The organism is Streptomyces sp. NPDC091282 (genome assembly GCF_044757385.1).
GTDB classification, from domain to species: domain Bacteria; phylum Actinomycetota; class Actinomycetes; order Streptomycetales; family Streptomycetaceae; genus Streptomyces; species Streptomyces gramineus.
The window spans coordinates 49,314-71,582 of sequence record NZ_JBIVUX010000002.1 but is presented as its reverse complement, the minus strand read 5'-3'; the positions used below and the strand labels follow the sequence as shown (position 1 = coordinate 71,582).

26 protein-coding genes are annotated in these 22,269 nt (G+C 71.0%); 18 read left to right on the top strand and 8 right to left on the bottom strand.

Features of this window, described 5'->3' with window-relative positions; all coding sequences use genetic code 11:
* Positions 1-10 precede the first annotated feature (10 nt).
* The 8 genes from ACIQOE_RS07390 to ACIQOE_RS07355 form a co-directional block, all read right to left on the bottom strand.
* Positions 11-1,525: a VirB4 family type IV secretion system protein gene (locus ACIQOE_RS07390; protein ID WP_401410241.1), complete on the bottom strand. Its 1,515-nt coding sequence runs from the start codon at positions 1,523-1,525 to the stop codon at positions 11-13.
* A 28-nt stretch (positions 1,526-1,553) separates the two neighbouring features.
* Positions 1,554-2,018 carry a DUF6238 family protein gene (locus ACIQOE_RS07385; protein ID WP_401410240.1) on the bottom strand — a complete coding sequence of 155 codons (465 nt, stop codon included), beginning with the start codon at positions 2,016-2,018 and terminating at the stop codon, positions 1,554-1,556.
* A 97-nt stretch (positions 2,019-2,115) separates the two neighbouring features.
* The gene (locus ACIQOE_RS07380; RefSeq protein ID WP_401410239.1) at positions 2,116-3,588 is read right to left on the bottom strand and encodes an SCO6880 family protein; all 1,473 of its coding nucleotides are present in this window, start codon (positions 3,586-3,588) and stop codon (positions 2,116-2,118) included.
* Between the two features lie 80 nt (positions 3,589-3,668).
* Positions 3,669-5,045, bottom strand: coding sequence for an ATP-binding protein (locus tag ACIQOE_RS07375; RefSeq protein WP_401410237.1), 1,377 nt, complete (start codon positions 5,043-5,045; stop codon positions 3,669-3,671).
* A gap of 38 nt (positions 5,046-5,083) precedes the next feature.
* Positions 5,084-5,776, bottom strand: a complete 693-nt coding sequence (locus tag ACIQOE_RS07370) for a hypothetical protein (RefSeq protein WP_401410235.1) — start codon at positions 5,774-5,776, stop codon at positions 5,084-5,086.
* A complete protein-coding gene (locus tag ACIQOE_RS07365) occupies positions 5,776-6,090 on the bottom strand; it encodes a DUF6112 family protein (RefSeq protein WP_365567854.1) in 315 nt (104 codons plus the stop codon). The genes ACIQOE_RS07370 and ACIQOE_RS07365 overlap by 1 nt, the downstream gene beginning before the upstream one ends.
* A 263-nt stretch (positions 6,091-6,353) precedes the next feature.
* Complete coding sequence (locus ACIQOE_RS07360) at positions 6,354-6,710, bottom strand: hypothetical protein (RefSeq protein ID WP_365567851.1); 357 nt, start codon at positions 6,708-6,710, stop codon at positions 6,354-6,356.
* A 66-nt stretch (positions 6,711-6,776) separates the two neighbouring features.
* Positions 6,777-7,907 (bottom strand): C40 family peptidase, encoded by a 1,131-nt coding sequence (locus tag ACIQOE_RS07355; RefSeq protein WP_401410232.1) that lies wholly within the window; start codon positions 7,905-7,907, stop codon positions 6,777-6,779.
* A 506-nt stretch (positions 7,908-8,413) separates the two neighbouring features.
* Between ACIQOE_RS07355 and ACIQOE_RS07350 the strand changes: the two genes are divergently transcribed.
* From ACIQOE_RS07350 to ACIQOE_RS07265, 18 genes are all read left to right on the top strand, one after another.
* Positions 8,414-9,169 (top strand): DNA-methyltransferase, encoded by a 756-nt coding sequence (locus ACIQOE_RS07350; protein WP_401410230.1) that lies wholly within the window; start codon positions 8,414-8,416, stop codon positions 9,167-9,169.
* A gap of 249 nt (positions 9,170-9,418) precedes the next feature.
* Positions 9,419-9,970 carry a DUF4913 domain-containing protein gene (locus ACIQOE_RS07345; RefSeq protein ID WP_401411520.1) on the top strand — a complete coding sequence of 184 codons (552 nt, stop codon included), beginning with the start codon at positions 9,419-9,421 and terminating at the stop codon, positions 9,968-9,970.
* Positions 9,967-10,449 carry a hypothetical protein gene (locus tag ACIQOE_RS07340; RefSeq protein WP_401410228.1) on the top strand — a complete coding sequence of 161 codons (483 nt, stop codon included), beginning with the start codon at positions 9,967-9,969 and terminating at the stop codon, positions 10,447-10,449. The genes ACIQOE_RS07345 and ACIQOE_RS07340 overlap by 4 nt, the downstream gene beginning before the upstream one ends.
* Positions 10,450-10,734: 285 nt before the next feature.
* A complete protein-coding gene (locus ACIQOE_RS07335) occupies positions 10,735-11,151 on the top strand; it encodes a hypothetical protein (protein ID WP_401410226.1) in 417 nt (138 codons plus the stop codon).
* 17 nt (positions 11,152-11,168) lie between these two features.
* The gene (locus tag ACIQOE_RS07330; RefSeq protein WP_401410224.1) at positions 11,169-11,915 is read left to right on the top strand and encodes a hypothetical protein; all 747 of its coding nucleotides are present in this window, start codon (positions 11,169-11,171) and stop codon (positions 11,913-11,915) included.
* A gap of 182 nt (positions 11,916-12,097) precedes the next feature.
* Positions 12,098-12,580, top strand: coding sequence for a hypothetical protein (locus ACIQOE_RS07325; RefSeq protein WP_401411518.1), 483 nt, complete (start codon positions 12,098-12,100; stop codon positions 12,578-12,580).
* The gene (locus ACIQOE_RS07320; protein WP_401410222.1) at positions 12,577-13,020 is read left to right on the top strand and encodes a hypothetical protein; all 444 of its coding nucleotides are present in this window, start codon (positions 12,577-12,579) and stop codon (positions 13,018-13,020) included. The genes ACIQOE_RS07325 and ACIQOE_RS07320 overlap by 4 nt, the downstream gene beginning before the upstream one ends.
* 10 nt (positions 13,021-13,030) lie before the next feature.
* Entirely contained in the window at positions 13,031-13,450 is a 420-nt protein-coding gene (locus ACIQOE_RS07315) for a hypothetical protein (protein WP_401410220.1), read from the top strand.
* Positions 13,451-13,491: 41 nt separating this feature from the next.
* Complete coding sequence (locus ACIQOE_RS07310; RefSeq protein ID WP_401410218.1) at positions 13,492-14,334, top strand: winged helix-turn-helix transcriptional regulator; 843 nt, start codon at positions 13,492-13,494, stop codon at positions 14,332-14,334.
* Positions 14,331-14,834, top strand: coding sequence for a regulator (locus ACIQOE_RS07305; protein ID WP_401410216.1), 504 nt, complete (start codon positions 14,331-14,333; stop codon positions 14,832-14,834). The genes ACIQOE_RS07310 and ACIQOE_RS07305 overlap by 4 nt, the downstream gene beginning before the upstream one ends.
* Positions 14,831-16,054, top strand: coding sequence for an MFS transporter (locus ACIQOE_RS07300; protein WP_401410214.1), 1,224 nt, complete (start codon positions 14,831-14,833; stop codon positions 16,052-16,054). The genes ACIQOE_RS07305 and ACIQOE_RS07300 overlap by 4 nt, the downstream gene beginning before the upstream one ends.
* A 32-nt stretch (positions 16,055-16,086) precedes the next feature.
* Complete coding sequence (locus ACIQOE_RS07295) at positions 16,087-16,389, top strand: hypothetical protein (protein WP_401410212.1); 303 nt, start codon at positions 16,087-16,089, stop codon at positions 16,387-16,389.
* Between the two features lie 11 nt (positions 16,390-16,400).
* Positions 16,401-16,571: a hypothetical protein gene (locus ACIQOE_RS07290; protein WP_401410210.1), complete on the top strand. Its 171-nt coding sequence runs from the start codon at positions 16,401-16,403 to the stop codon at positions 16,569-16,571.
* Positions 16,572-16,631: 60 nt separating this feature from the next.
* Positions 16,632-17,846 carry an acetyl-CoA carboxylase biotin carboxylase subunit family protein gene (locus tag ACIQOE_RS07285; RefSeq protein WP_401410208.1) on the top strand — a complete coding sequence of 405 codons (1,215 nt, stop codon included), beginning with the start codon at positions 16,632-16,634 and terminating at the stop codon, positions 17,844-17,846.
* A gap of 470 nt (positions 17,847-18,316) precedes the next feature.
* On the top strand, positions 18,317-19,489 hold the full coding sequence (locus ACIQOE_RS07280; RefSeq protein WP_401410206.1) for an MFS transporter: 1,173 nt from the start codon (positions 18,317-18,319) through the stop codon (positions 19,487-19,489).
* A complete protein-coding gene (locus ACIQOE_RS07275; protein WP_401410204.1) occupies positions 19,486-20,127 on the top strand; it encodes an HAD-IA family hydrolase in 642 nt (213 codons plus the stop codon). The genes ACIQOE_RS07280 and ACIQOE_RS07275 overlap by 4 nt, the downstream gene beginning before the upstream one ends.
* A 242-nt stretch (positions 20,128-20,369) precedes the next feature.
* On the top strand, positions 20,370-21,368 hold the full coding sequence (locus ACIQOE_RS07270) for a tyrosine-type recombinase/integrase (RefSeq protein ID WP_401410202.1): 999 nt from the start codon (positions 20,370-20,372) through the stop codon (positions 21,366-21,368).
* The gene (locus ACIQOE_RS07265) at positions 21,365-22,252 is read left to right on the top strand and encodes a hypothetical protein (RefSeq protein WP_401410200.1); all 888 of its coding nucleotides are present in this window, start codon (positions 21,365-21,367) and stop codon (positions 22,250-22,252) included. Before ACIQOE_RS07270 ends, ACIQOE_RS07265 begins: the two co-directional genes overlap by 4 nt.
* Positions 22,253-22,269: the final 17 nt, after the last annotated feature.

Sequence of the window (22,269 nt, the reverse complement as noted above, 5' to 3'; positions counted from 1 at the left end):
CCTCTTGTTCTCAGTGCATACGGGCGTCGGTGTCGAAGAGGGCCAGCTCGTGGCTGTGCAGGAAGTGCTGCACGATGAAGCTCCGACCTGCGACTTTCCACAGACCGCGCCCTCGGTTGAGGTGAGCGATGGCGTCCATCTCGACGGAGGTCAGGCCGAGCAGGGAGGCCGCGGCGTGGAGCTGGTCGGTCTCCTGGCGGTAGATGATGCGCGTGGAGCAGTCGGCGAGGAGCCCTTCGGCCAGGGCCCGGCCCTGTGATCCGGCATCGCCGGCGGTGAGCAGGTCGCTGAGCCGGTGGATGACCATGAGGTTGGCGATGCCGAGGCCGCGGCTGAGTTTCCACTGGGCCTGCATCCGTCGGAGCAGGCCGATGTGCCGCATCAGGCGCCATGCCTCGTCGTACACGATCCAGCGCCGGCCGCTCGACGGGTCGGAGAGGGCTGATTCCATCCAGGCGCTCGCGCAGGTCATCGCGAGGACGAGGGCGGTGTCGTCTCCGCTGCCGCCGAGGCGGGACAGGTCGATGGTGAGCATCGGCGCGCTCGGGTCGAAGGCGACGGTGGAGGGGGCGTCGAACATGCCGGCCAGGTCGCCGTGGACCAGGCGCCGCATGGCGTGAGCGAGGTCGCGGGCTGCGTTGCCGAGGTGGCCCGCCATGATCCCGGCGGCGTCGTCGAGTGAGTGGGGGTTGTTCAGGGCGGCGGCGACGTCGCCGAGGAGCGGGGTGCGGTGCGTGTCGGCGGCGTGGGTGACGACGGCGTCGAGGGCGACGTCCAGGGCGGTGTGCTCCATGGGCATCAGGTCCCGGCCCAGGACAGTGCGGGCCAGGGAGCCGAGCAAGAGCAGACGCCGTTTGCGGATCTCGCCGACCCAGTCGGCCTCGGACACGCTCGCCGGACGTGGGGCCGCGTCCAGGGGGTTCAGGCGACCGGGCAGTCCGGGACCGAGGGCGACGGACCGGCCGCCGAGGGCTTCCGCGACCGGTGTCCACTCGCCCTTCGGGTCGCACGGCACGTAGACGCGGTATCCGAAGGCGACCGACCGGAGCGCGAAGGACTTGGCGAGCGCGCTCTTGCCCTGCCCGATCACGCCCGCGAGCAGCAGGTTCGGGTTGGTGAACCCCTCGACCCGGCCGTACAGAGCGAACGGGTCGAAGACGAAGGACGCTTCGGCGTGGACGTCACGGCCGACGTAGATACCCTCGGCGCCGAGGCCGCCTTCGGCGAGGAACGGATAGGCACCGGCTGCGATGGCGGTGGTCATGCGGTGGGCGGGGAGCTTCAGCCGGTTCCCCCGAGCGGAGGTGGGCCCGGGGCGTCCGCCCACTGGGTAGAGCGCCACGGGCATCCGGTGCTCGGCGACGGTGCCCTCGTTCTCGTGGCTGCTGGCCTCGGCGCGGGCTTTGGCGGTGGCCTCGGCGAGCTGGCGACGGGCCGCCTTGCGGCTGGCGCGGTCGGCGCCGTGGGGAGTGAAGAGCGGGCTGGCGGAGGCACGGCGGGCGCGACGGGAGGGCCGGTGGCTCATCGGGGGCTCCCGATTTTGCGGGTGGTGCTCATCGCACGCAGGCCGTGGTGTGCGGGCGGAGGTCGGTGGGGGTGGTCCTGCGGCGGACGACGTGTCCCGCGGCGAGATGGCGCTGGCAGATCGTCAGCACGGGCGGGCCCTCGGGCAGCCGTTCTGGATGGCACGCGCTTGCCTCGGCATCTTCCGCTGGTGTGTCGGCGGGCAGCAGGTGGAAGGCGGAGTGGACCTCGCTGGTTGCCTGCCAGAGACGGGTGTGTGCGCTGGCCAGGTGACGGCCGGCGGTGGGGTGCGGCGGCCGGGTGGTTTCGGCGAGGTGGTCCAGGAGGTGGAGCAGGGCGGTGAGGTGGGCGTGGAGCACGTCCAGGTGCGGACGGTCCGCGCGCCGGGGCGGGCGAGCGCCCGGCGAGGCAAGGGACCGGGTGTGGTGCCGTATTCCGGCGCTCGCGGCGCGGAGGTAGGGGTGCGCGTCGTCGGGGTGTAGGGCAGAGGTCAAGGTGGTGATCCTTCCTGCCGGTTGGCAGGGCAGTGAGGGGCGTCCCGTTGTGGTTGAACCGGAGTGCCGACGGTCAGTGCGCGCGGGTGTGGCGGGTTCACAGGGCGGTGCGGGCGAGCGGGAGCGCGGCAAGCGCGAAAGCGTCCGGCTGCTGGTAGGTGAGCCGACGCAAATCGACGCCGGAGGTGACGGCGTGAGTCTCGATCTGCGCGCACGCGGCGTCCAGGAGGGCGTCGGTCTCGGCGGTGACGGTGACCAGGCCGGTCAGTGCCACGTCCGCGTGCCCGGCGATGAGCTGGCGCTCGCGGGTTTTGACGTCGGCGTACTCGACGGAGTCTTCCTCGCTGTCGACCTGCCCCCGGCGGGCCCGCTCGTTGGCATCGGCGATGATCGCCGCCTTCTTCCTCTGGACGTCCCGCAGCGCAGATTCGAGTCCCTGCGGCACGTAGATGAGGGAGAGGCTGCGGCGCACGCCGGCCGTGAACATGATCCCGTGGAGGAACCCGGCGTTCGTCTCGGTGCGCGGCCAGTTCTCCACCCAGTAGGTGGCGTGGCGTGCGCTGTCGGTGGCGAGGCGGTCGTACTCCTCGACCTGGACGACGGGCCCGGCGGCTGCGGGGTCGGACTCGGCGCGGCCGGTCTCGGACCACTGCTGGAGCGCTGAGAGGGCCTTCGGGTCGTAGGCGGTTCGGACGGCGGCGGCGATCTCCCGCGCGCTGAGCCAGCCGGTGACCTGGAGGCCGGCGGTACGGGCGGCCTGCGCGATGGAGGCGGTGGTCTGCTCCATGACGGTGAACGCCCCGGGCAGTCCGCCGCCTGCCTGGCTGATGAGGCGCCGGGCGGCCTTGAGGTCGAGGGAGATGGCGAGGTAGGTCTCGTGCGGTGCGGCGGCGGGTCCGGCCGAGGCGACCAGTTCGGAGTAGATCTGGCCGGCGACGGGGGCGTGGGGCTGCCCGTGGTGGGTCCAGTGCCGGGTGAGGGTGTCGCCGCTGTCGGGGACGGTGCGCTCCAGCACCTGGACGGTGGTGATGTGCCCGGTGCGGGCGATGCCCGCGAGCGCGCGCCCCCAGGTCGTGACGTTGTGGTTCTGGGTGGTGGGGTCGAGGAGGGCGAAGGCGCGGCTGGTGACGCGGGCGACGGCGGTCAGGGTCTGCCGGTGCGGGTCGTGGACGGCCGCGGCGCCGTTGGCGGAGTCGCCGGGGGTGACCACTGTCAGGGATGCGGCGGTGCCGGGCAGGTGGAGGGTGCCGTCCTGCCGGGGCCGGGTGACGGGCCGGGCGAGCCAGAGCGTCTGGCCGGTGTGGCGGCGGTGCGCGTACCGGGCGGCGATCGGTGCCCAGTCGATCAGCGAGCGGCCGTTGCGGCGGATCGTGACGAGCGCGCCGGCCGTGGCCCACAGAGGTGCCAGGGCGGCGGCGAGCAGTCCGGTGGAGATCACCGTCATCAGCAGCAGCGCCAGCATGCACGAGACAAGTACGAGTTGGGGCCAGGAGAGGCCGAGGAGGATGCCGCGGCGGGACCGGTGCGGGAACTTCACCGTGACCGGGGCGACGACGGGGAGATCAGTCAAGTGGCGGGTCCTGGGGCGCGGGTGGAACCCGGGGGCGGGAGCGGGCGTGCACTTCCCGCCCCCGGGAGTCGGTCAGGGAGTCACTGGCCGGTCGCAGGCGGCATCGGAGGGCCGCTTGCCCCACTTGACGAGGCGTTCTGCGTTCCGGAGGACGGCGGTGCACCCTGCGGTGGCGGGCTTGTGGTCGGCGGAGCGAACTTCCATCCGCCGCTCGGCCCAGACGCCGCACCTGCGCCTGATCCGGTGGGTCCTGGGCTGCCTCCCACCTGGCCGCTCGTGTCGCCGGACACGCTGACGGGCGCGGGCTGGACGGCCTTCTCTACGCCGGACCTGACCGCGTCGCCGCCGGGCGAGGCGCCTGTTCCGCTGCTCTGCGATCCCTCCTCGCTCTCGCCGCCTCCGCCGGTTGGGTTGGCAGCGATATCGCCGGGGAATCCGCCGCCGGCGTCGGGGCCCTGCGGTGCGGCACCTGCGCCGGCGGCAGCGCCACCGGTCGCGGCGGTTGCCGCAGCAGCGGCGGCTTTTCGGGCTGCCTTCTCCGCGTGCGCCCTGGCGATCTGGGCTCCGGCGCCGCCGGCACGGTGGATGGACTCCCCGTCGGTGCCGTCGGCCGCCCAGTGCACGAACTTGAAGACCGCGTACGGGCACAGCAGCACCAGGATCATGATCACGATGCCGGACATGACGTCGGCGAGGGCGGCGATGCCGTCCTTGGCCTCTGTCTTGCCCATGGCGGCGATGCCGAGCACGAAGATCACGGTCATCAGCAGCTTGGAGACCACGAGGGTGGCGGTGGCTTCGATCCAGCCCTTGCGCCAGCGCCGGGCGACTTCCCAGCCGCCGCCGGCGGACGCGAAGACGGCCAGGGTGACCATGACGAGGATGCCGACCTTGCGGACCATCATCACGCACCAGTAGAGGAAGGCGCCGACGGCGGCGCCGAGCCCGGCGACGACCGGGACGAGCCAGCCCAGACCGGCCAGGGAGCCGATCTCATCCACCTTCACGATGCGGCGCACAGCGGACTCGATGCTCAGGTGGGCGGCCTTGAACAGGCCGTCGCTGACGGCGTCGACGACTTCGATGGCCACGGTGGTCAACGAGATGGCGCAGAAGGCGAACAGGACGCCGCTCATGGTGCCGGTGAACGCTTGTGTCAGCGCTTGCCCGTCGCGCCGGATGGCGGCCCGGACCAGCTGTGCGCAGAACGTCGCGACCAGCAGGACCAGGCCCAGTGGCAGCAGCGTCTCGTAGTTGTCACGGAACCATCCGGCGTTCAGGTCCACCTTCGTGGTGGTGTCGACGGCTTCAGCCGCGAGGTCGGCTGCGGCGGCTGCCAGTTCGCCGGCGGACTTCGCCATCCAGTCACCGATGGCCTTGCCGGGATCCGAGGCGAAATCCACCGCGTCACCGACCGTGCACAATTTGTCGGCCAGGGGGTAATCACAGAATCCCACGGGGGAGTTGCTTCTCCTTTCGTGTCGTTAGGCGCGGGTCACTGCGTGACGCTCGGAGCGATGGCGGCCAGGGTGCAGTCGTGACCGGGGCGGCACTGGACGGCGAGAGTCACGGCCCGGTCCTCGGCACCGCCGCCGCCTTTCTTCCAGGCGATCTGCTGTGTGCCGTTGACGGTGACGACGTAGATGTACGCCTCCGTGATCGCGGACGGGTCCTCGGCCAGGGCCTGCTTGAACGCGCTGGGGTAGTGGGCCTCGGCGACGTGGGCGGTGGCGTGCTGGTCCTGGTCCGCCATCCGCGACCACAGGAGCGGATCGGGAACTTGGCCGGAGACCGAGGCCCAGTCGGTGTACTTGGGCTCGGTGGTCATCCAGGCGCGCATGTCGGCGAGCTGCCGGTCGCGGCTGGTGTCACGGGTGTCGTAGGACCACAGCATCCGGGCCGCGGCCTTGGCGTAGGCGACCGGTTCGGCGATCTGCGGAGGCTTGGGCGCCGATCCGGATCCGGGCGAGGGCTTCGGCGCGGCATCGGAGGCGGAAGGGCTGCCGGACGGCGCAGGCACCGCGGTGTCCGGAGCCGGGCGGCTGTTCCGGGCTCCGGTCAGCAGGGCGACCACCCCGGCGGCGGCGAGCAGGACGACTACGGCGGCGGCGACGATCGCGATGCGCCGGTTGGCAGACCACCTTGTGCCGTACGACGACAGGGTGCGGAAGGGGGATCGCGTCCGCATCAGTGGACCTGCGAGCCCAGGCCGGAAAAGAAGGTCACGATGCCGTTCGCGGCACCCAGGCCGAGGGCGGCGCCGGCGGCCACGACCGCGCCCTTCTTGCCGTTGGCCTCGGCCTGGTGGCCGCCGGTGTGGTGACCCCACGCCCAGACACCGAGCGAGACGGCGAGGGCGCCGACGACGGCGATGATCCCGAACATATTGATGCTGCTGACGACGTTCTTCAGCACGCTCAGACCCGGCAGGCCACCGCCCTTGGGCGAGATTCCTGGGTCGTAGGCGAGCTGGACGACGCGATCTGCAAGAGCGACGGACATAGGTGCGGCAGGAACTCCTTGCGTACGAAGGCCGTGCGGGGGCCGACGGGAAAAAAGGGGGGAGGTACGAGGCGACTGCCTCGCAGAGGAAGCACGACAGCGGTGCGGGAATGGCTGGCCTGGCAGACACCTGCGGCATGCAGCCTGGGGTACGACGACACGCAGACGGCGTGCAGAGGCCGGGCGAGAACACCGACCGGGCCGGAGACTGCCCTGCTCGTGTCAGGACAGTGGGTCATACTCCGGGGCGGTGGCCGGGTGCACTACTTCGGGATCGACGGCTTCGGCGCGGGGTTGGTCTCGTAGGGGTTCGCGCAGTTGTAGATCATGTAGCCGCGGACCTTCTTCCCGTCGGACTTCCGGGTGACCGTGCCGCGCGTGTACCAGGTCTTCTGGGCCTTGTTGTACGCCCACTGGTCGTAGACGACTGTGTCGTGCCGGTAGCCGATCCCTACGACCGTGGACGTCTTCGACGGGGCCTTGCGGATGTTGACCGCGCTGCAGCTGATGGTGGTCTTACCGGTGTCGTACGCCTGTGCCGTGGTGGCGGTGACCAGGCCGCCGGCGGCGACGGCCAGGCCCAGAGAGGCTGCTGCAAGGGCGCGGTGGCGGGTTATCAAGGCTTCTCCGTACTCTCGGGAATCTCGCTCGGAGATGGTGTGTCGTGGCGGTCTCGGTTGCTGGTATCAGAGGACGCGGCGGACGGCGAGGATCGCCCAGTCCTTGATCGGGGTGATCCGGACCGGTTTGGTAGTGCGCGGTGCCTCGATCACGAGGCCCTCGCCCATGTACATGCCGACGTGCTCGGGTCGGCTGGCGGTGCCGCGGCTGAAGATCAGGTCACCGGGCTTTAGCTGCGCGGGGGAGACCGCCTTGCCCTCATTGACCTGTGTGTACGTGGTGCGGGTGAGGGTGACGCCGGCGTGGGCGTAAGCCTGTTGCATCAGGCTGGAGCAGTCGCAGCGGCCCATGGGGTCGGGTCCGTGCGCGTCGGTGCAGGATCCGCCCCACTGGTAGAGGGTGCCGAGCTGCCGCATCGCCCAGGCGATGGCTTTGCGTGCCTTCGGGTCGGCGTTCTTGGGGATCGAATAGCCCTTCGGGACGCTGCCCTCGGGGATGCGGCCGAACCCGGAACCGTCCTGGCCCGGCGCGCAGCCGGTCGCACCGGTCGACGGCTCCTTGCCCTGGTCCGCGTCCTGGCCGTCGGTGCCACCGGTGCCGGGGAAGGTCCGCGCGATGGCGGCCTGCAGCGCGGTGGCCAGCTTCTCCCACTGTGCGTACGCGTCCGGAAGGCCGGACTTCTGCACGGCTTGGGCGGCCTGGGTGACGGTCATCTGCTGCCACCCGCTCACCTTGAGCAAGTGCTTGTAGAACTGCTCGCTGGCGTGGGTGGGGTCGCGGATCTGTTCGGCGCTGCCCCAGCCCTGGGACGGGCGCTGCTGGAAGAGGCCGAGGGAGTCGCGGTCGCCGTAGGCGAGGTTGCGCAGCCTGCTTTCCTGCATCGCCGTGGCGAGCGCGATGATCTGCCCCTTCGCGGGGACGTTCAGGGAGAGGCCGGCGGCCACGATCGTGGCCGCGTTGGGGACTTGCTCGGCGGGCAGGTCCAGGCCCTCGACGTGCACGTCCTTGCCGGAGGCGCCGTCGAGGATCTTGGCGACCTGTTCGGCGACCTTGTCGCTGTCGATGTCACTCAGGCAGTTGCTGAAGGAGCTGTGGCTCCGCACGGCGTCGGCTGAGGAGGCCAGCATCATGCCGGTGCCGGCGATGAGGATCGGGGAGAGGAAGACGACGCCGATGCCGGCGGCGAGCCCCTTCAATCCGAGCGGACCGCTCGCCGGTCAGGGAATTCGGTCATGGGTGGGCAGCGAGGCGTCATAAACGTGTCCTTGGGGGGTGTCCGGCGTATCGCGTGCGAGGCGTCTCGCAAGGGCGCGGCAGCCGGATTGGGAGATCAAAGGCGGCCCGAACCGGTGAGTTGCTGCTCGTTCCGTACGGCCGGGCCGTGAGCTAGGTGTGCCAGGGCAGGGGGCACCTCCATGAGGTGTGGCGGGGGAGTGGCCAGCGGCGGTGTACGCCGGGCGGTTCAAAAACAGTACGCGGGGATCGGCGGTTGACCAAAAAGTCGGCGTGAGGTGCCGGAAACCGGCACCCCGGCAGCGCACTTCTTGGTCGTCGGCGGATTCGCCTCTACAGTTTTTGGACTCCCCCTCGCCTTCCTCGGTCTGCGGCCCTGGGCTTTTGCATGCCCGCTTCCGGCCCGCGAGGACTCTCCTGCGAGGCGGCGCCCCCCTCCGTATTTCCGCTCCCGAATCGGGGTTCCTTTTTGCCTTTTTCCCTGCACCAGGGCGACGCTCTGGCCGTTCTCTCCGGGCTTCCGGACGGCTGCGTCGACTCCGTCATCACCGACCCGCCGTACAACAGCGGCGGCCGAACCGCGAAGGAGCGCACCACCCGCTCCGCGAAGCAGAAGTACACCTCCGCCGACTCCAAGAACGACCTTGCCGACTTCACCGGCGAGAACATGGACCAGAGGTCCTACACGTTCTGGCTGACGCAGATCATGACCGAGGCCCACCGCCTCGCCAGGACCGGCGGCACGGCGCTGTTGTTCACCGACTGGCGCCAGCTCCCCACGACGACGGACGCGATCCAGGCGGCCGGCTGGCTGTGGCGCGGGGTGCTGGCCTGGCACAAGCCGCAGGCCAGGCCGCAGAAGGGCCGTTTCACCCAGAACTGCGAGTTCATCGTCTGGGCCAGTAAGGGGCCGATCGACGGCTCCCGCAACCCGGTCTATCTGCCCGGCATGTATTCGGCATCGCAGCCCTCGGGCGCGCAGCGTCGGCACATCACGCAGAAGCCGGTCGAGGTGATGCGTGAGCTGGTCAAGATCAGCCCCGAGGGAGGCACGGTTCTCGACTTCTGCGCCGGCTCCGGCTCCACGGGCGTGGCCGCCCTGCTGGAGGGCCGGGACTTCATCGGTGTGGAGAAGACCGAGCACTATGCGTCGATCGCGGCCGAGCGGCTCACCGAGACGCTCCGCTCGACTCTCACGCAGGACGACATGGTTCTCACCGTCTGAACCGCGTCCTTGCCTGCCGCCCAGCAGGCGAGTCCCCACGCCCAGCCGTCGGCCTAAGACCGCCGGCGCACCGTGCAAACCGCCGGACGCACCGCGCGCGGGGCCCGGCATCTCACTCATTCCGTGACTTGTAGGAGGCCGAACTTCTCCATGCCCGAATCCGTAAATCCGGCCGATGAAGGGGAGTTGGAGCCGATTCGTGTTCCGGATCCGCAGTTGGAAGGGATCGAGGCGAGTGTGCGGCGGCTCATGGAGCAGTCGGCTCAACAGGCTCAGCAGCTCGACCACCTCGCCTCGGCCCCGGCATCGAGCGGGTCACCGTTCGCCGCGTTCGGCATGCCGGGACTCGGCGGCCTGCCGGCCGCCGCTCCGCCGGAGCCACGTCCGATCCTGGAGCTGGACGGCGAGGAGCGCGAGGACGAACTCGATGCGCTGTCCGACTGGGTCGATGACTTCTTCCTCCCGGTTTACGGGGCGGAGGTCACCACCGCGGCGCCGTGGTGCCTGCAGTGGCAGGAGCACGACGACGTCGTGGCCTGGCTCCATGCCCTGTGGCTCGCCTACCAGCAGCACAAGGACCCCGAATCCGGGCTCTCCGGCCTCTTCGTGTGGCATCGGGACTTCCTCACCCACGCCGTCGCGGCGATCCGCGCACCGGGCGGCCCGCTGTCGGCGTGCATGATCTCGCCGGACCGGCCCGCACACCGTCTCCTGCCGGGCCCGCCGCCGTCCGTGCGCACGGGGACGACCGCCACGGCACTTGCCGCCGGGCCCGCCGAGCCGGACGAGTCGGCGTCATGAGCGGAGCGAGACAGCCCGCCTTCGGACTGAGCTTCGACCCCCGTGCGCTCACCGATCTCCTCCAGGCGCCCAGTGATATCCGCGACCTCACCCTCGCCTACCTGCAGGAAGTCGTGAACGCGCAGCGCTTCGGACTACGGCTGGACGGTGACCTGGAGGGCTTCAGGAAGCTGTTCGTGGACTCGCGTAAAGACTGGCGCGTCGTCTACGCCGTCCGTCCGGCGCCCGCGGAATCCACCCTCCTCAAGGAGATCCACGTGGTCGCGATCCGGCCGCGCGCGGGCAACGACGTCTACGACGAGGTCGGCCGACGTCTGGGGATGACCCGTCGGCCGCTGAGCGCCCGCACTCACGCGGCCCGCTCCCGCTCCCCGCAGCTGATCCCCCGCACTCCTTCGCCACGGCCTGCCCCGCCGCGCAGCGCGGCACCGGGCCTACCCCGTCCCGCGCCCAACCCCGCGCACCATCCGACCCGCTGATCCCGCTGGAGCATCGCCCATGCCCCCTGCACCCGTACTGCCTGCAGCTCTGCGAACCATTTCCCCCCTCGACCACCACATCGAAGCCGCCACCGGCCAGGACATCGACACGCTGTGGGCCTACCGCGACCGTGTAGTTCTCGACGAGCCGCATGCCAGTCCGACCGGCACCGTGAGTTGGTCACGGCCTAGACCGGCGTCACCTTCTACCTCCGCCTCCTCAACCGTCTCTCCAGCGGCGAGTTCGACGTCGAAGACGCCCTGTTCACACGTATCGACCGCACCGTGGAACAACTGGCAGAGGCCGCCGACACGCGGGACGCCGCCGCCCGTGCGGTACGCGCCGCGCTGGAACCCATCGAAGCCGCAGCAGCGCCAGACGGGAAGCAGCTCTCGACGGACGATCAGGCGGCGCTGCTGGCCATCGCCGGCGGTGCCAAGCTCTACGAACATCTTCTGACCGGCCGAGTGAGCGTCACGACAGCCTCCGGTACGCGCATTCCGCACGCCGAGCTGCTCCGGTTGGAGGACGCCGGTCTGGTCGTCCGGGACATAGGTCACCCCGTGCACGCGGGCCAGCCGGTCGCACTCACCGACACGGGACGAGCCGCGCTGGTCGCCGCCGGCCGGACCCCCACACAGGCACCGAAGGTGCCGTCTGGACCCGGCACTTCGACGTCGGCTCCAGCGCAGCGGCGTTGATCTTCTCCGAAAGGCCCTTGTTGTCTCCCGCCGAACCGGCGCCGTTCCGGAACCCCATTCCCCACGTCGACTTCGATCTGGACGACCTCGATGCCGACGAGGGGAAGTACCTCGACTTCTACCGCAAGGTCGCCATCCACGAGGACATGCTCGTCCCCCTGGCCGAGCACCACGCCGGGCCGCACAGCTACTACGTCCTGTTCGACCGCACCGTGACCTGGGGGCACCCCGGCATGCCCCAGGTGCTCGCCGTCCATCTGCAACGGGACTCTGAGAAGAAGACGTTCGACTTCGACCAGACCTCGCTGCCGCTGCCCGCGATGGCGCAGTCCTGGCTCATCCACCGGGGCTGCCCGCCCGACGCCATCGGCCTCGACCCGGAGCTGAGCGGCCCCCCACCGGCGGACGAGGCCACGAGGGCTCTGGAGCGACGCCTTGCCGGCGACGGCGACCACTTCGCCATGGGCTACTCCTACACCAGCGACGACCCGGACGACATGGTCGTCGTCGTGGCACTGCGGGAGCTGGACGAAAGTGCCCTGTCGGCTTTCCGTGTCCTGGTCGAAGAGGTCGATACCGACTCCTGGACGCACACCCTGCGTGAGGGTGGCTTCGACACGGTCGGTGAGGCCCTGCAGTGGTGCGAGGACCGCCTTATGGGTGAGGCCGGACCCCTCCCGCCGGTCCGTCCGACAGCCGCCGCCAGGGGCCGGGCCGGTGTGGCGAAGTCCCCCGCCTCGCGCTCGGCTGGCCGTTCGCGCTGAGTGCTCGGCCCGACGCGGGCGGCGCAACATAGCCGACGATCGCCGGTTAGCCAAACCGCCGATTTCCCGGACTCTTATAGCCGCCGGGACAACCCTCCCGCAGCGCCACGCGATCCCTATGTCTCCTCGGAGGCTACTTCCGCATGCGCTCCACCCGAATTCCCAGAACAGGAGTATTCGCTTTGTCCGACGGTATATCCGATGACGTCAAGGATGTCCTGGGCGTCCTCACCGAACGGATCGAAGCGCGTTTCGGCATGGACATCGGCCGGCTGAAGGCCGCGGTCGCCGCCGCGCCCCTGGCGAATCCTGCCGCCACCGACGTCGTCAAATGGCATGGCCTGCTCGCAGAAGCCCAGTCCATGCTCGACCGCGCGGAGGACGACCTTCTCGCCGCGCTGGACACCCAGCCCAGCGAGGTCGACGACCCGACGATGAGCCTCGCCCACCGCGTGAACGCGGCCGTCACCACGCGCGATGGCCGGGCCATGGTCGTACGGTGGCTGCTCGACCCGGACGCTCCAGGACACAAGGATCCCGCCGCTGACCGGCTCGCCCGCCGGCGCCCCCGAACCGGGCCGGCGGTGCCAACCAGCGTCCCCCACCGGCCTGCGGGCACACCCTCACCGGCGTCGGCGAGGCAGCCGGGATGGTCCGTCCATTGAGCCGGGACAGGGCCAGCAGCGTGGACGACGAGCTGCAACAGGTCTTCGGGGCCCCGGTGTCGGCGCTGTATGAGGCGGCTGCCGACCCGGATGCCTCACCCGCTCTCGGCCGGGCTCTGGAGCTGCGCTCCTTCTTGGCTCTGACGGAGGAGCAGGTTGCACGTGTCCGTGACCGCGTGCACGCGGACATGGACCCGGGCCGCGACATGGGTGATCTGTCAGCGGATCAGCTCCGCTTCGACGCACAGTGGCTGGAGGCAGCACTGGAGGCCCGTGACGGCTACCGCGCCGCCCTCGGTGAACTGCTGCGCACCATGCCTCCGCCCGCCCAGCAGCCCCGGCCCGTCCGCACCACGCAGCTCAGGGCCACCGCACCGCTGTCCCCGTCCGCCGCCCCAGCACCCCCGCGTGCCGGGGCGGCCCGGGCCCGCCGACCGTGAAAGTCCCCGATTGCCCCGCCCCGCGTCCACCGACATAGCCGGACGGATCGAGGACCTGTACGGCGCACCGCTCGCCGACCTCGAAGCCCAGGCACGCGACCAGCCGCCCGGCATGCTCTCCGCCCTGCTCGGAATGCACGAAGCTCTTGCCCTGGCCGAGCGCAGCATCGACGTCCACCGCGCCCACCTCGCCCGGCTCCTCCAGCCCGAACGGCAGATCGGACCGCACGAGGTCTCCCATCTCCTCGACGGCACTCGCCGGCTCGCCGAGGCCGTCGCCGTCCGAGACGTCCAAGCCACCTCGGTCGCCGCCGTCCTGCAGAGCCTGGCCCGCGTCCCGGCCCCCGCCCCGACGCCAGTCCTGTCCGTTCCCGCACCGCCTGCCCCGGCTCCGCCCCTTGCTGCGCCGGCCCCGGTGCACAGCCGCTGACCCGTAGGCGACCCCCTTTCAAGCACCCAGGAGTTCCTCCCTTGGCCACCACCGCTCTGCCCCCTGACACCGACGCCGACATCGCACGGGTCACCGAGGCCCTCGCCATGATCACCCCGCGTTGGAACGTGAGGATCCTCCTGGCTCTGTCCGCATCGCCGCTGCGCTACAGCGAGCTGGCGGCCAAACTGCCCTGGCTCCGGGACGGCCAGCTCCACCCCAAGCTCACGTCACTGTGCGACGCCGGCCTGGTCGAGCGCGCCGAACATGACGCCCGGCACGTGACCTACGGCCACACCGAGCGTGGCGCCGCCCTGCTGCCGATCCTGCCGGTGATCGTCACCTGGGCCGAGGAGTACCTGGAGACACCGGAGGGCCCGCTGCCCGCGATCGAGCAGATCGAGGACAGCCTCACCCTGCTCACCCGGCGCCACGCCGCCGCCATCTTGTGGGTACTGAAGTCCCGCGAGGAGGTCAGCGGGCGGGCCCTGGCCCGGATCGTGATGCCCAGCAGCGACTGGACCAACATCTACCCGCCGCTGCGACAGCTCGTCGCCGACGGCCTGGCCGACACCGACGGCACGGGCCAGCCCTACCGGCTGTCCGCGGCGGGCGATGGCCTGGGCCCGGTACTCGGCGCCCTGTCCGCCTGGTCGGTGGGGCAGCCCCTCGACGCAGCCGCCCAGCACCCGGTCTGGGGGCACCCGCAGGCGAGGCCCGCGCCGAGGCCGTGGATCAGCAGCCAGGCGAGGACGGCCCCCACGGCACTCCCACCCGCTCGGACACCCCAGTCCCCTCCGGCCTGGCACAACCAGGACCTCTTCTCGCACGCCGGGACCGCCCGCCCAAAGGCAGCCGTCCCCGCGGGAGGCCCGCGCCGATGAGCACCGCCATCACCTCCGCAGAAGCGCTGCGCGCTGGCGAACTGCTCGCCTCGCGACCCCTGGTCCGCCTGGTCACCGAGATCGACGGCAACGGCCCCATCCCGCCGCGACGGCTGGCCGCCACGCTGCCCGACCTCTCCACGCTCCAACTGCGCACCGCCTCAGACACGGCCCGCGCCCACGGTCTCGTCCAGCTCGCGCCCGGCGCCGGGCTGGAACTCACCCAGTCCGGTCTTGAGTTGGCCGACCTGTACGACGCGATGGCCCGCTGGGCACGACGGCACGCCATCCCCGCCCCCGTCTGCGACTTCAGCAGCCGCATCCGGCACGTTTTGGGTCTGTTGGCGCCGACATTCACCGGTGAGCGCGCCGACAGCTCCTGCCCGCTGGACGGCGGCGCAGGCGAGGCGGGTCTGGCCCGTCTCCGCGTGCTCTTGATCCAGTGGCTGGCCGACAACTCCCAGGTGACCAGAGGGCCCGAACGCGAGCCGGTCGCGTGAACACAGCGGCCCCACCGCGGCTCGCACGGCACACTGGCGGGCTCGTGCGCGACATCTACCTGCCGCGCACAGCCGACGCGTTGGCATTCGCGATGTCCACGTACGGCATCCCGCTGCTCGTCCTGGCCACCACGCGCTCCGCGGCACTGACAGGCGTGGCGTTCACCCTGGAGTGGATCCCTCGGCTGGCCGCGTTCGGGTGGGCCGGGTCGGTTGTCGACCGTCACGGTGCCGCGGTGGTCTTCCACCGGGCCGCCCTGGGCCGGGCGCTGGCTCTGGCCGCCGGCGCGATCCTGCTCCACCTCCACCCGGGGGGCACCGCGGCGAGCGTGACCGTGATGGTGCTGGCGGCGACGACCGGCGTGCTCACCGAGTTCAGCTATATCGCGGTCGAGACGGCGGGTGCCGCCGCCGGTCGCCGGGCGGGACCGCGGGCGCACCGTGTCCAGGCCGTCCTGCTCGGCATCGACCAGACGGCGACTCTGGCCGGTCCGGCGCTCGCAGGGGTGCTGTTGCTTGCCGGTCCGCCGTCGATGCTCGCGGTGATCACCGTGCTCTCGTTGACTGCCGCGTGGCTCGCCCTGCGCACCCCGCCCTCGGCCCGGGCGCCGGACGGCCGGTCCGGTGCCGGGCTGCTCACCGGGTGGCGCACCATCCGTTCGCTGCCTGCGCTCGGGTGGCTCGTGACCGGGCTGACCCTGTCCAACCTGGCCACCGGCCTCCTCCAAGCCGCCGGCCCGGTGATCGTCGTCCAGCACTTCGGGCAGTCCACGACCGCTGTCGGCCTGGTCTGGTCCGCTGCTGCCGCAGCGACGCTCCTGAGCGTCACACTCTGCCGGTTCGCCCTGGACCGCTTCGGCCTGTGGCCGGTCGGCGCCACCTGCGCTGCCTTCGCCTCGCTCGGCTGCCTCGCCGCCGCCCAGGCCCCCGACTACCGGTCCTACCTGGTCCTGGTCACGGTCCTCATGGCGGCCGACGGCGGCCTGGCGGTCGTCCTGCGCACCCTGCGCTCCCGCCTGATCCCGGCGGACAGGTTCGGCAGCACCCTGTCAGTGACGATCCTCATCCTCCTACTGCCCTTTCCCGCCGCCGGCGTACTCACCGCGCTCACCCCACCCGACGCGCTGGGCCCCGTCATCACCACCTGCGCGGTCCTGCAGGCCCTCGGCCTGCTCTGCGCCTTCGCCCGCCTGCGCACGGATCCTGCCCTGCGCACCTGACCTTGCCGCGCCCACAGCCTGTGGAGAACGTCATGTCCCTCGCCGTCCTCGGGTCGCACCACGCGACCGGCCGCACCATCACCGAGCAATTCCACGCCTTCGACGCCCGCAACCCACACGTCTACCGAGCCCTTGGACGCATGACAGCCCGCCGCCTCGCCGCCGGCGCCACCCGCGTCAGCTTGAAGGACCTCTTCGAGGACCTCCGCCGCCAGCTCCCTCACGGAGTCGCCGGACTGAACAACAACTACACCGCGCTCTACGCCCGCCGTCTGATCGACAACCACCCCACCTGGGCGCGGGTGTTCGAGCTGCGCCGTCGCCGCGCTGCCTGACATCCCTCCCGGTGGCCAGCCTTCGCACCCTCTGCCTGCCGCAGGCCCGCCTGGCGGGCAGCCTCGTCTACGCGGTCCCGTCGGTGCGCCGGCTGCGTGAGGGGCCTTGGACCGCAGCCCCCTCCGAGCCGGTCGAGCAGCTGCCCGGTACCTCCGCGGTCCGCTCACCTTCCACTTTCTGAAATCCATGGAGCCTGTTCTTGTCCGACCGCCCTGTCGTTCTCGTTGTTGCCGCAGCTGACATGCAGGCTGAGGCGTATCGCGCGTACTGCCTTCAGTCCGTGGCCGCCGCCTATGACGTCGTCCTGATCACCAGCGAAGAGCCCACGTGGGAGGTGCCGTACCTGCGGGACTGCGTCGTCGTCTCCGACCCGGCCGACCAGGCCGCGCTGTCCGCCGCAGGCCGCCAGCTCGCCGAACGCCACGACCTGGCGGGGGTGTTCACCTGGACCGAGTGGTACCTCGTCCCGGTGGCCCGACTCGCGCGCCGGCTCGGCCTGTCCACCACCGCCCCGGAGGCCATGCAGGCGTGCCGGAACAAGGCCACCTCCCGTGCGCTGTTCGCGCGGCACGGCGTTCCGTCGGCGGCTTCGGTGAGCGTGCGGACCCTTGGCGAGGCAGAGGCGGCGGCCCAGCGGATCGGCTACCCGCTCGTGCTGAAGCCTGCCGCGCACGCGGCCAGCATCGGCGTGATCCGCGCCGACACCCCCGAACAGCTCACTGTCGCCTTCGCGTTCGCCGACCAGGCGGCCGGGCTGGGGCGCGAGTCCACCAGCGTGCTGGTGGAGGAGTACCTCGACGGACCCGAGGTGTCGGTCGAGTGCGTCACCTACCGCGGCGAGACCAGCGTGGTCGCGGTCACCCGCAAGACAGTCAGCGCTCCGCCCTTCTTCGAGGAACTGGCCCACTGCGTGGACGCCGCGGACCCTCTGCTCGACGTCGTGACTCCCGTGGCACAGGCCGCGATCCGCGCACTGGGGATCACCGGCGGCGTCAGCCATGTGGAGATGCGCCTGGTCGACGGTCGGCCGCGGCTCGTCGAGGTCAACGGCCGGATCGGCGGCGACATGATCGGCCACCTCGTCCACCTCGCCACGGGCGTCGACTTGCCGCGCGCCGCCGCCGACATCGCCTGCGGTCGTGCCCCCGATCTCACCCCGACCAGGTCCTCGGCCGCCGCGATCCAGCTGCTCTACCCAGAGACCTCCGGCACCCTGCTCCGCCTCGGCTTCGACGGCGCCAGCCCGGACTGGCTGGAGCGCGTCAGATTCCAGCACCAGGTTGGCGACCAGCTGCTCCTCCCGGCCGACGGCGGCAACATGTGGACCGCCCGGATCGGCTACCTGATCACCACAGGCATCGATGCCGCAGAGGCGTATGCGCACGCCGCCGAGGCGTACCGGTCCCTGACCATCGAGGTCGCGGCGGAGGCAGAGGACGCGGTTGCGGCGTCGTGACCGCCGCACCACGAACTTCTTTCGCACCCGCCGTGCGGCCGACCTGACTCCCTACACACCCGAAGACGTTCGCCAGGCTCCGCGTACGCGTGCGCACGAGTTCCCCACGGCCTTGACCACCCATCGGGCGCGGGAGAGGCACTGCTGGATCGTGGGCGATCCGATCGCCAGCCAGTTCACACTGGACGGCCCGGCACCCACCTGGGGACAACTGCCTCCCCGTCTGCAGCACGCCGCGACCCTTCAGATCACCACGCACGCTCAACGGATACAGCGGTCCGTGTGGACCGCCGTCGACGCGGCCCTCCGCTCGCTCCAGCGTCCGCAATCCGGCCAAGAGGCTCAGCCACCGAAGCCCCTCGCCCTGGCCCTGGCCGCCGCACAGATCCCGCCGTTGCCGCCCGGCCCCTCCACGCCACGCTCACGCACGTCCTGATTCCGTGGCGAGTCCCGACCTACCGAAAGCATCCATGACCGATATTGAGGCAGGCACCGATGCCCTGCCCCGCCACAGCCGCCGTCTGCTGACCGGGTACTTCGCCTGCCTGGGGATCGTGATGGCCGTCTGGGGAGCGCGCATCCCCGCTGTTCAGACCAGCGCCGACGTGAACACCCCAGGGCTCGCCCTGGTCCTGCTATCCGCGGCCCTGGGCATGGTCGCGGGACTCCAGGCAGGCGGCCGCCTCGCCCGCCCGGCCCGCCTGCCTGCGCTGCTGACCGGCGGGGCCATCGGCCTGGGTGCCGGTCTCGCCGCCCTCGGATTCTGCGACACCCTGGTGAACCTCCTGGTGGTCGCGTTCGTCTTCGGCGCCGCGCACGGCGTCCTCGACGTCGCGGCCAACGCCTCGGCGGTCCGCTGCCAGGACGCCCACGGGCGCCCGATCATGGCCGGGCTGCACGCGAGCTACAGCCTCGGCGCTCTCGCCGGCGCGGCGCTGGCCGCGGCGACCACATCCACGTCCCACACCGCTCTGTTCGCCGTCGTCGGAGCCGTCGCCGCCACAGCGGCCGGTGCGGCGACCCGGCTCACCCGCCGTGTTGCCGCACCCGGACTCCGGCGCGAACCCCGCCGTCAGACCGGGGGCCTGGACGAGCACGGCCGTCTTTCGCGGTCCCGGGTGTGGCTGCTGGGCCTGCTGGCTGCCGCCACCCTGCTGGGCGAGGGGGCCGCCGCTGACTGGGCCGCCGTCCACCTGCACGACCTCGGCGCCACGGCCGCGACCGGCGCCGCAGCGTACGCCGCCTACAGCGCGGCCATGGCCGCGGGCCGCCTCGCCGGAGACCGGCTCACCGCTCGCTACGGTGCCCCCGCCGTCGTCCGCACCGGCGCCGCCCTGGCCGCGCTCGGCCTCACCACCGGACTCGCGGCCTCGACCATCGCCACCGCCCTGCTCGGCTGGGCAGCCTTCGGCCTGGGCCTGTCCGTCACCATCCCCAGCCTGATCACCGCCGCCGGTATCGGCGGCCCCCGCGCGGTCGCCACCGTCGCGGTCACCGGCTACGTCGGCCTGCTCGCCGGCCCCGCCCTCATCGGCGCCCTCGCCAGCGCTACCACCCTGCCGCACGCACTGCTCCTGCCCGCCCTCCTCGCCGCCACCGTCGCAGCCCTCGCCCCCAAAACCCTGGAGACACCCGCCCCTTGACCCACACCTCCGACTCCCCGACCGGCGTGTCCGCCCTGATCCTCGACTACAACGGCGTCCTCGGCACGCAGCCCACCACCAGCATGTGGACCCGCCTCGCCGACCTCGCCGAATGGCCCGGCCGGCACCTGCCCTCCTTCCAGGACGCCTTCTGGGCTCCCCGCAACGCCTACGACGCAGGCGAACTGAGCGATCTCGCCTACTGGGCGAAGGTGCTCGGCCACCACCCCGGTCCGCGGTGGCTGCGCACCCTGCGGGCCGCCGACACCGCGATGTGGCTGCGCACCGACCCGCGCGTCCTCGACATCCTGCACCGCGCCCGGAGGGCAAGGGCGAGGCTGCCCATGGTGCTGCTCTCCAACGCCCCGGCCCACCTCAGCGACACGCTGGACGCCACCGCATGGCGGCGCGAGCTGATGACCGACGCCCTGTACTCCGCCCGCCTAGGCCGGTGCAAGCCCGATCCCGCCGCGTACGAACAGGCGTTGGCCGCCACCGGGGTTCCCGATCCGCGACGCGTTCTGTTCGTCGACGACCGTGCCGACAACTGCCAGGCCGCCGCCCGCTTGGGTCTGAGGACGCTGCACTACACAGGCTCCGCCGACGCCCTCCGGGAAGCTCTGGCACTCGCTGCTTGACCCGCCTTCGACTCCTCAGGAACCCGTGACCCTCAACGCCGACCTGCGCGAGATCGACGGAGACGTATACGTCTTTCCGCGCCACCTGGCCTCAAGCACCGCAATCGGCGACCTGGCCCTCGCCCCGCTCACCGATCTGGGCTGGGACCTCCGCCACGACGACCTAGAAGTTACGTGGAATCACTTGCGAGGCTGGTGGGAGCAAACGGGGGCCCACGCACCGAAGGGATCAGCGGTATTAGATGGTCGAGCTGAGGGAGAAGTGGCCGATACTTGGGCGGCACCAGCAGGCGGCGGCCTGGCTACAGGTGTGGCAGGACTTGGGACGGGCGCCGAGGACGATCGATGCCTACGCCCGGGGGCTGGCGGAGTACCTGGAGTTGTGCGAGCGGGAGAGCGTGGACCCGGCGCGTGCCACGCGTGCCCATATCGCTCTGCATGTTCGAGAGCTGGAGTCACGGCCGAGCCATCGGGGCGTCAACGTCGTAGCTCTGGACTCGGGTGCTGGGTTGTCGAACGCGACGCTCCAGCAGCGTCTGGTGTCAGTGCGGTTGTTCTACGACTTCCTGGTCGAGGAAGGACTGCGCCAAGACAATCCTGTCGGCCGGGGCCGTTATATCGCTGGGCCCCGAGGCGGTGGGCGACAGCGTGGGTTAGTGCGCAGGCTGGAGAAACTTCCCTGGATCCCCAGCGACGAGCAGTGGCGGGCCGTCCTGACGGTAGCCGCCGCCGAGCCGGTGCGCACCCGGTTGATGCTGGCTCTGGCCTACGATGCCGCGCTACGGCGGGAGGAGTTGTGCTCGCTGCGCACTGACGACCTGGACCCGGGGCGGCGGCTGGTGCGGGTGCGGGCGGAGACAACCAAGAGCCGGCGGGAACGAGTAGTGCCCTACTCGGCGACGACCGGAGTGCTGCTGTCGCAATACCTGATGCACAGGGTCATGGTCAGCCGGGCGCGCGGTGGGCTATTTCTGTCCGAGTCGCGGCGCAACTTCGCCCAGCCGCTGAGCCTGTGGACGTGGTCGAAGGTGGTACGCCGGATCGCCTTGGCGGCTGCGGTGGAGCGCTTCTCTACGCACACCACACGGCACTTGTGCCTGACCGACCTGGCGCGGATGGGCTGGGAGGTGCACGCAATCGCCACCTTCGCCGGGCACCGGCACACCGACTCCACCATGCGCTACATCAACCCTCGGGAATTGCATCAGGCGGGCGAGAAACTGCAGGTGGCCTGGTCGTGAAGGACCTCGTCACCTCCCACGCGACGACCGAGGGACGGAAAATCCTGCACCGGTACGCAACATGGCATCTCCTGCGCCGGCTCCGCCAGCGCAGCCGCGGCAAGGAGATCACGCACTACCAGCTCACGGTCGCCCGCCAGCATCTGCGGGCGGCCGTCCATCTCCTGGACTGGCTCGAGGAACAGAACCTGACCCTGGCCACCTGCCGCCAGGCCGACCTTGAACGCTGGATGACCAGCGACGACGTCCGCCATCGCCGGGAGGCAGGCCACTTCGTGCGCTGGGCCCTGGCCCGGAAGACCGCCCGCGATCTCAGCTTCCCGGCCGAGCGGTGGAACGGCCCCTCCCAGGCGATGGACGACGAGGCCCGCTGGGACACCGCCCGCCGTCTGCTGCACGACGGCACTCTCAAGCCCGAAGACCGCCTGGCAGGACTGCTGTTGCTCCTCTATGCCCAGTGGCCCGCGGCGATCTCCCGGCTCACCGTCGACCACATCGAGGAGATGGACGGAGCCGTGCGCATCCGCCTCGACGCCGTTCCGGTCGAGCTTCCCGCACCCGTCGCTGACCTGGCCCGACAGCAGGTCGCGGTTCGCCGCAGCCATGCCGTCCTCGGCCGAACAGAGTCACCCTGGCTCTTCCCCGGCGGCCAGCCCGGCCGTCCGATCAGTGCCTGGGCCATGGGCGAACGACTCCGCAAACTCGGCATCCGGCTCGCGGAAGCCCGCTCGACCGCGCTCTTCCAGCTCGCCACCGAGCTGCCCGCCGCCGTCCTCGCCCGCACCCTCGGCATAGACATCACCGTCGCCGTCAAATGGCAGCGAGCCGCCGCCGGGGACTGGGGCGCCTATGCGGCTGAGGTCAGCCGCCACCATGACGTCTGAATCCAAAGGCAAGGGAG

Bases quoted from the DNA above. Each gene is read 5' to 3' on its own strand.
- ACIQOE_RS07280 (WP_401410206.1), top strand. From the start codon at position 18,317: ATGACCGATATTGAGGCAGGCACCGATGCCCTGCCCCGCCACAGCCGC.
- ACIQOE_RS07295 (WP_401410212.1), top strand. From the start codon at position 16,087: ATGTCCCTCGCCGTCCTCGGGTCGCACCACGCGACCGGCCGCACCATC.
- ACIQOE_RS07365 (WP_365567854.1), bottom strand. From the start codon at position 6,090: ATGTCCGTCGCTCTTGCAGATCGCGTCGTCCAGCTCGCCTACGACCCA.
- ACIQOE_RS07270 (WP_401410202.1), top strand. From the start codon at position 20,370: ATGGTCGAGCTGAGGGAGAAGTGGCCGATACTTGGGCGGCACCAGCAG.
- ACIQOE_RS07340 (WP_401410228.1), top strand. From the start codon at position 9,967: ATGAGCGGAGCGAGACAGCCCGCCTTCGGACTGAGCTTCGACCCCCGT.
- ACIQOE_RS07370 (WP_401410235.1), bottom strand. From the start codon at position 5,776: ATGCGGACGCGATCCCCCTTCCGCACCCTGTCGTCGTACGGCACAAGG.
- ACIQOE_RS07345 (WP_401411520.1), top strand. From the start codon at position 9,419: ATGGAGCAGTCGGCTCAACAGGCTCAGCAGCTCGACCACCTCGCCTCG.
- ACIQOE_RS07305 (WP_401410216.1), top strand. From the start codon at position 14,331: ATGAGCACCGCCATCACCTCCGCAGAAGCGCTGCGCGCTGGCGAACTG.
- ACIQOE_RS07390 (WP_401410241.1), bottom strand. From the start codon at position 1,525: ATGAGCCACCGGCCCTCCCGTCGCGCCCGCCGTGCCTCCGCCAGCCCG.
- ACIQOE_RS07285 (WP_401410208.1), top strand. From the start codon at position 16,632: ATGCAGGCTGAGGCGTATCGCGCGTACTGCCTTCAGTCCGTGGCCGCC.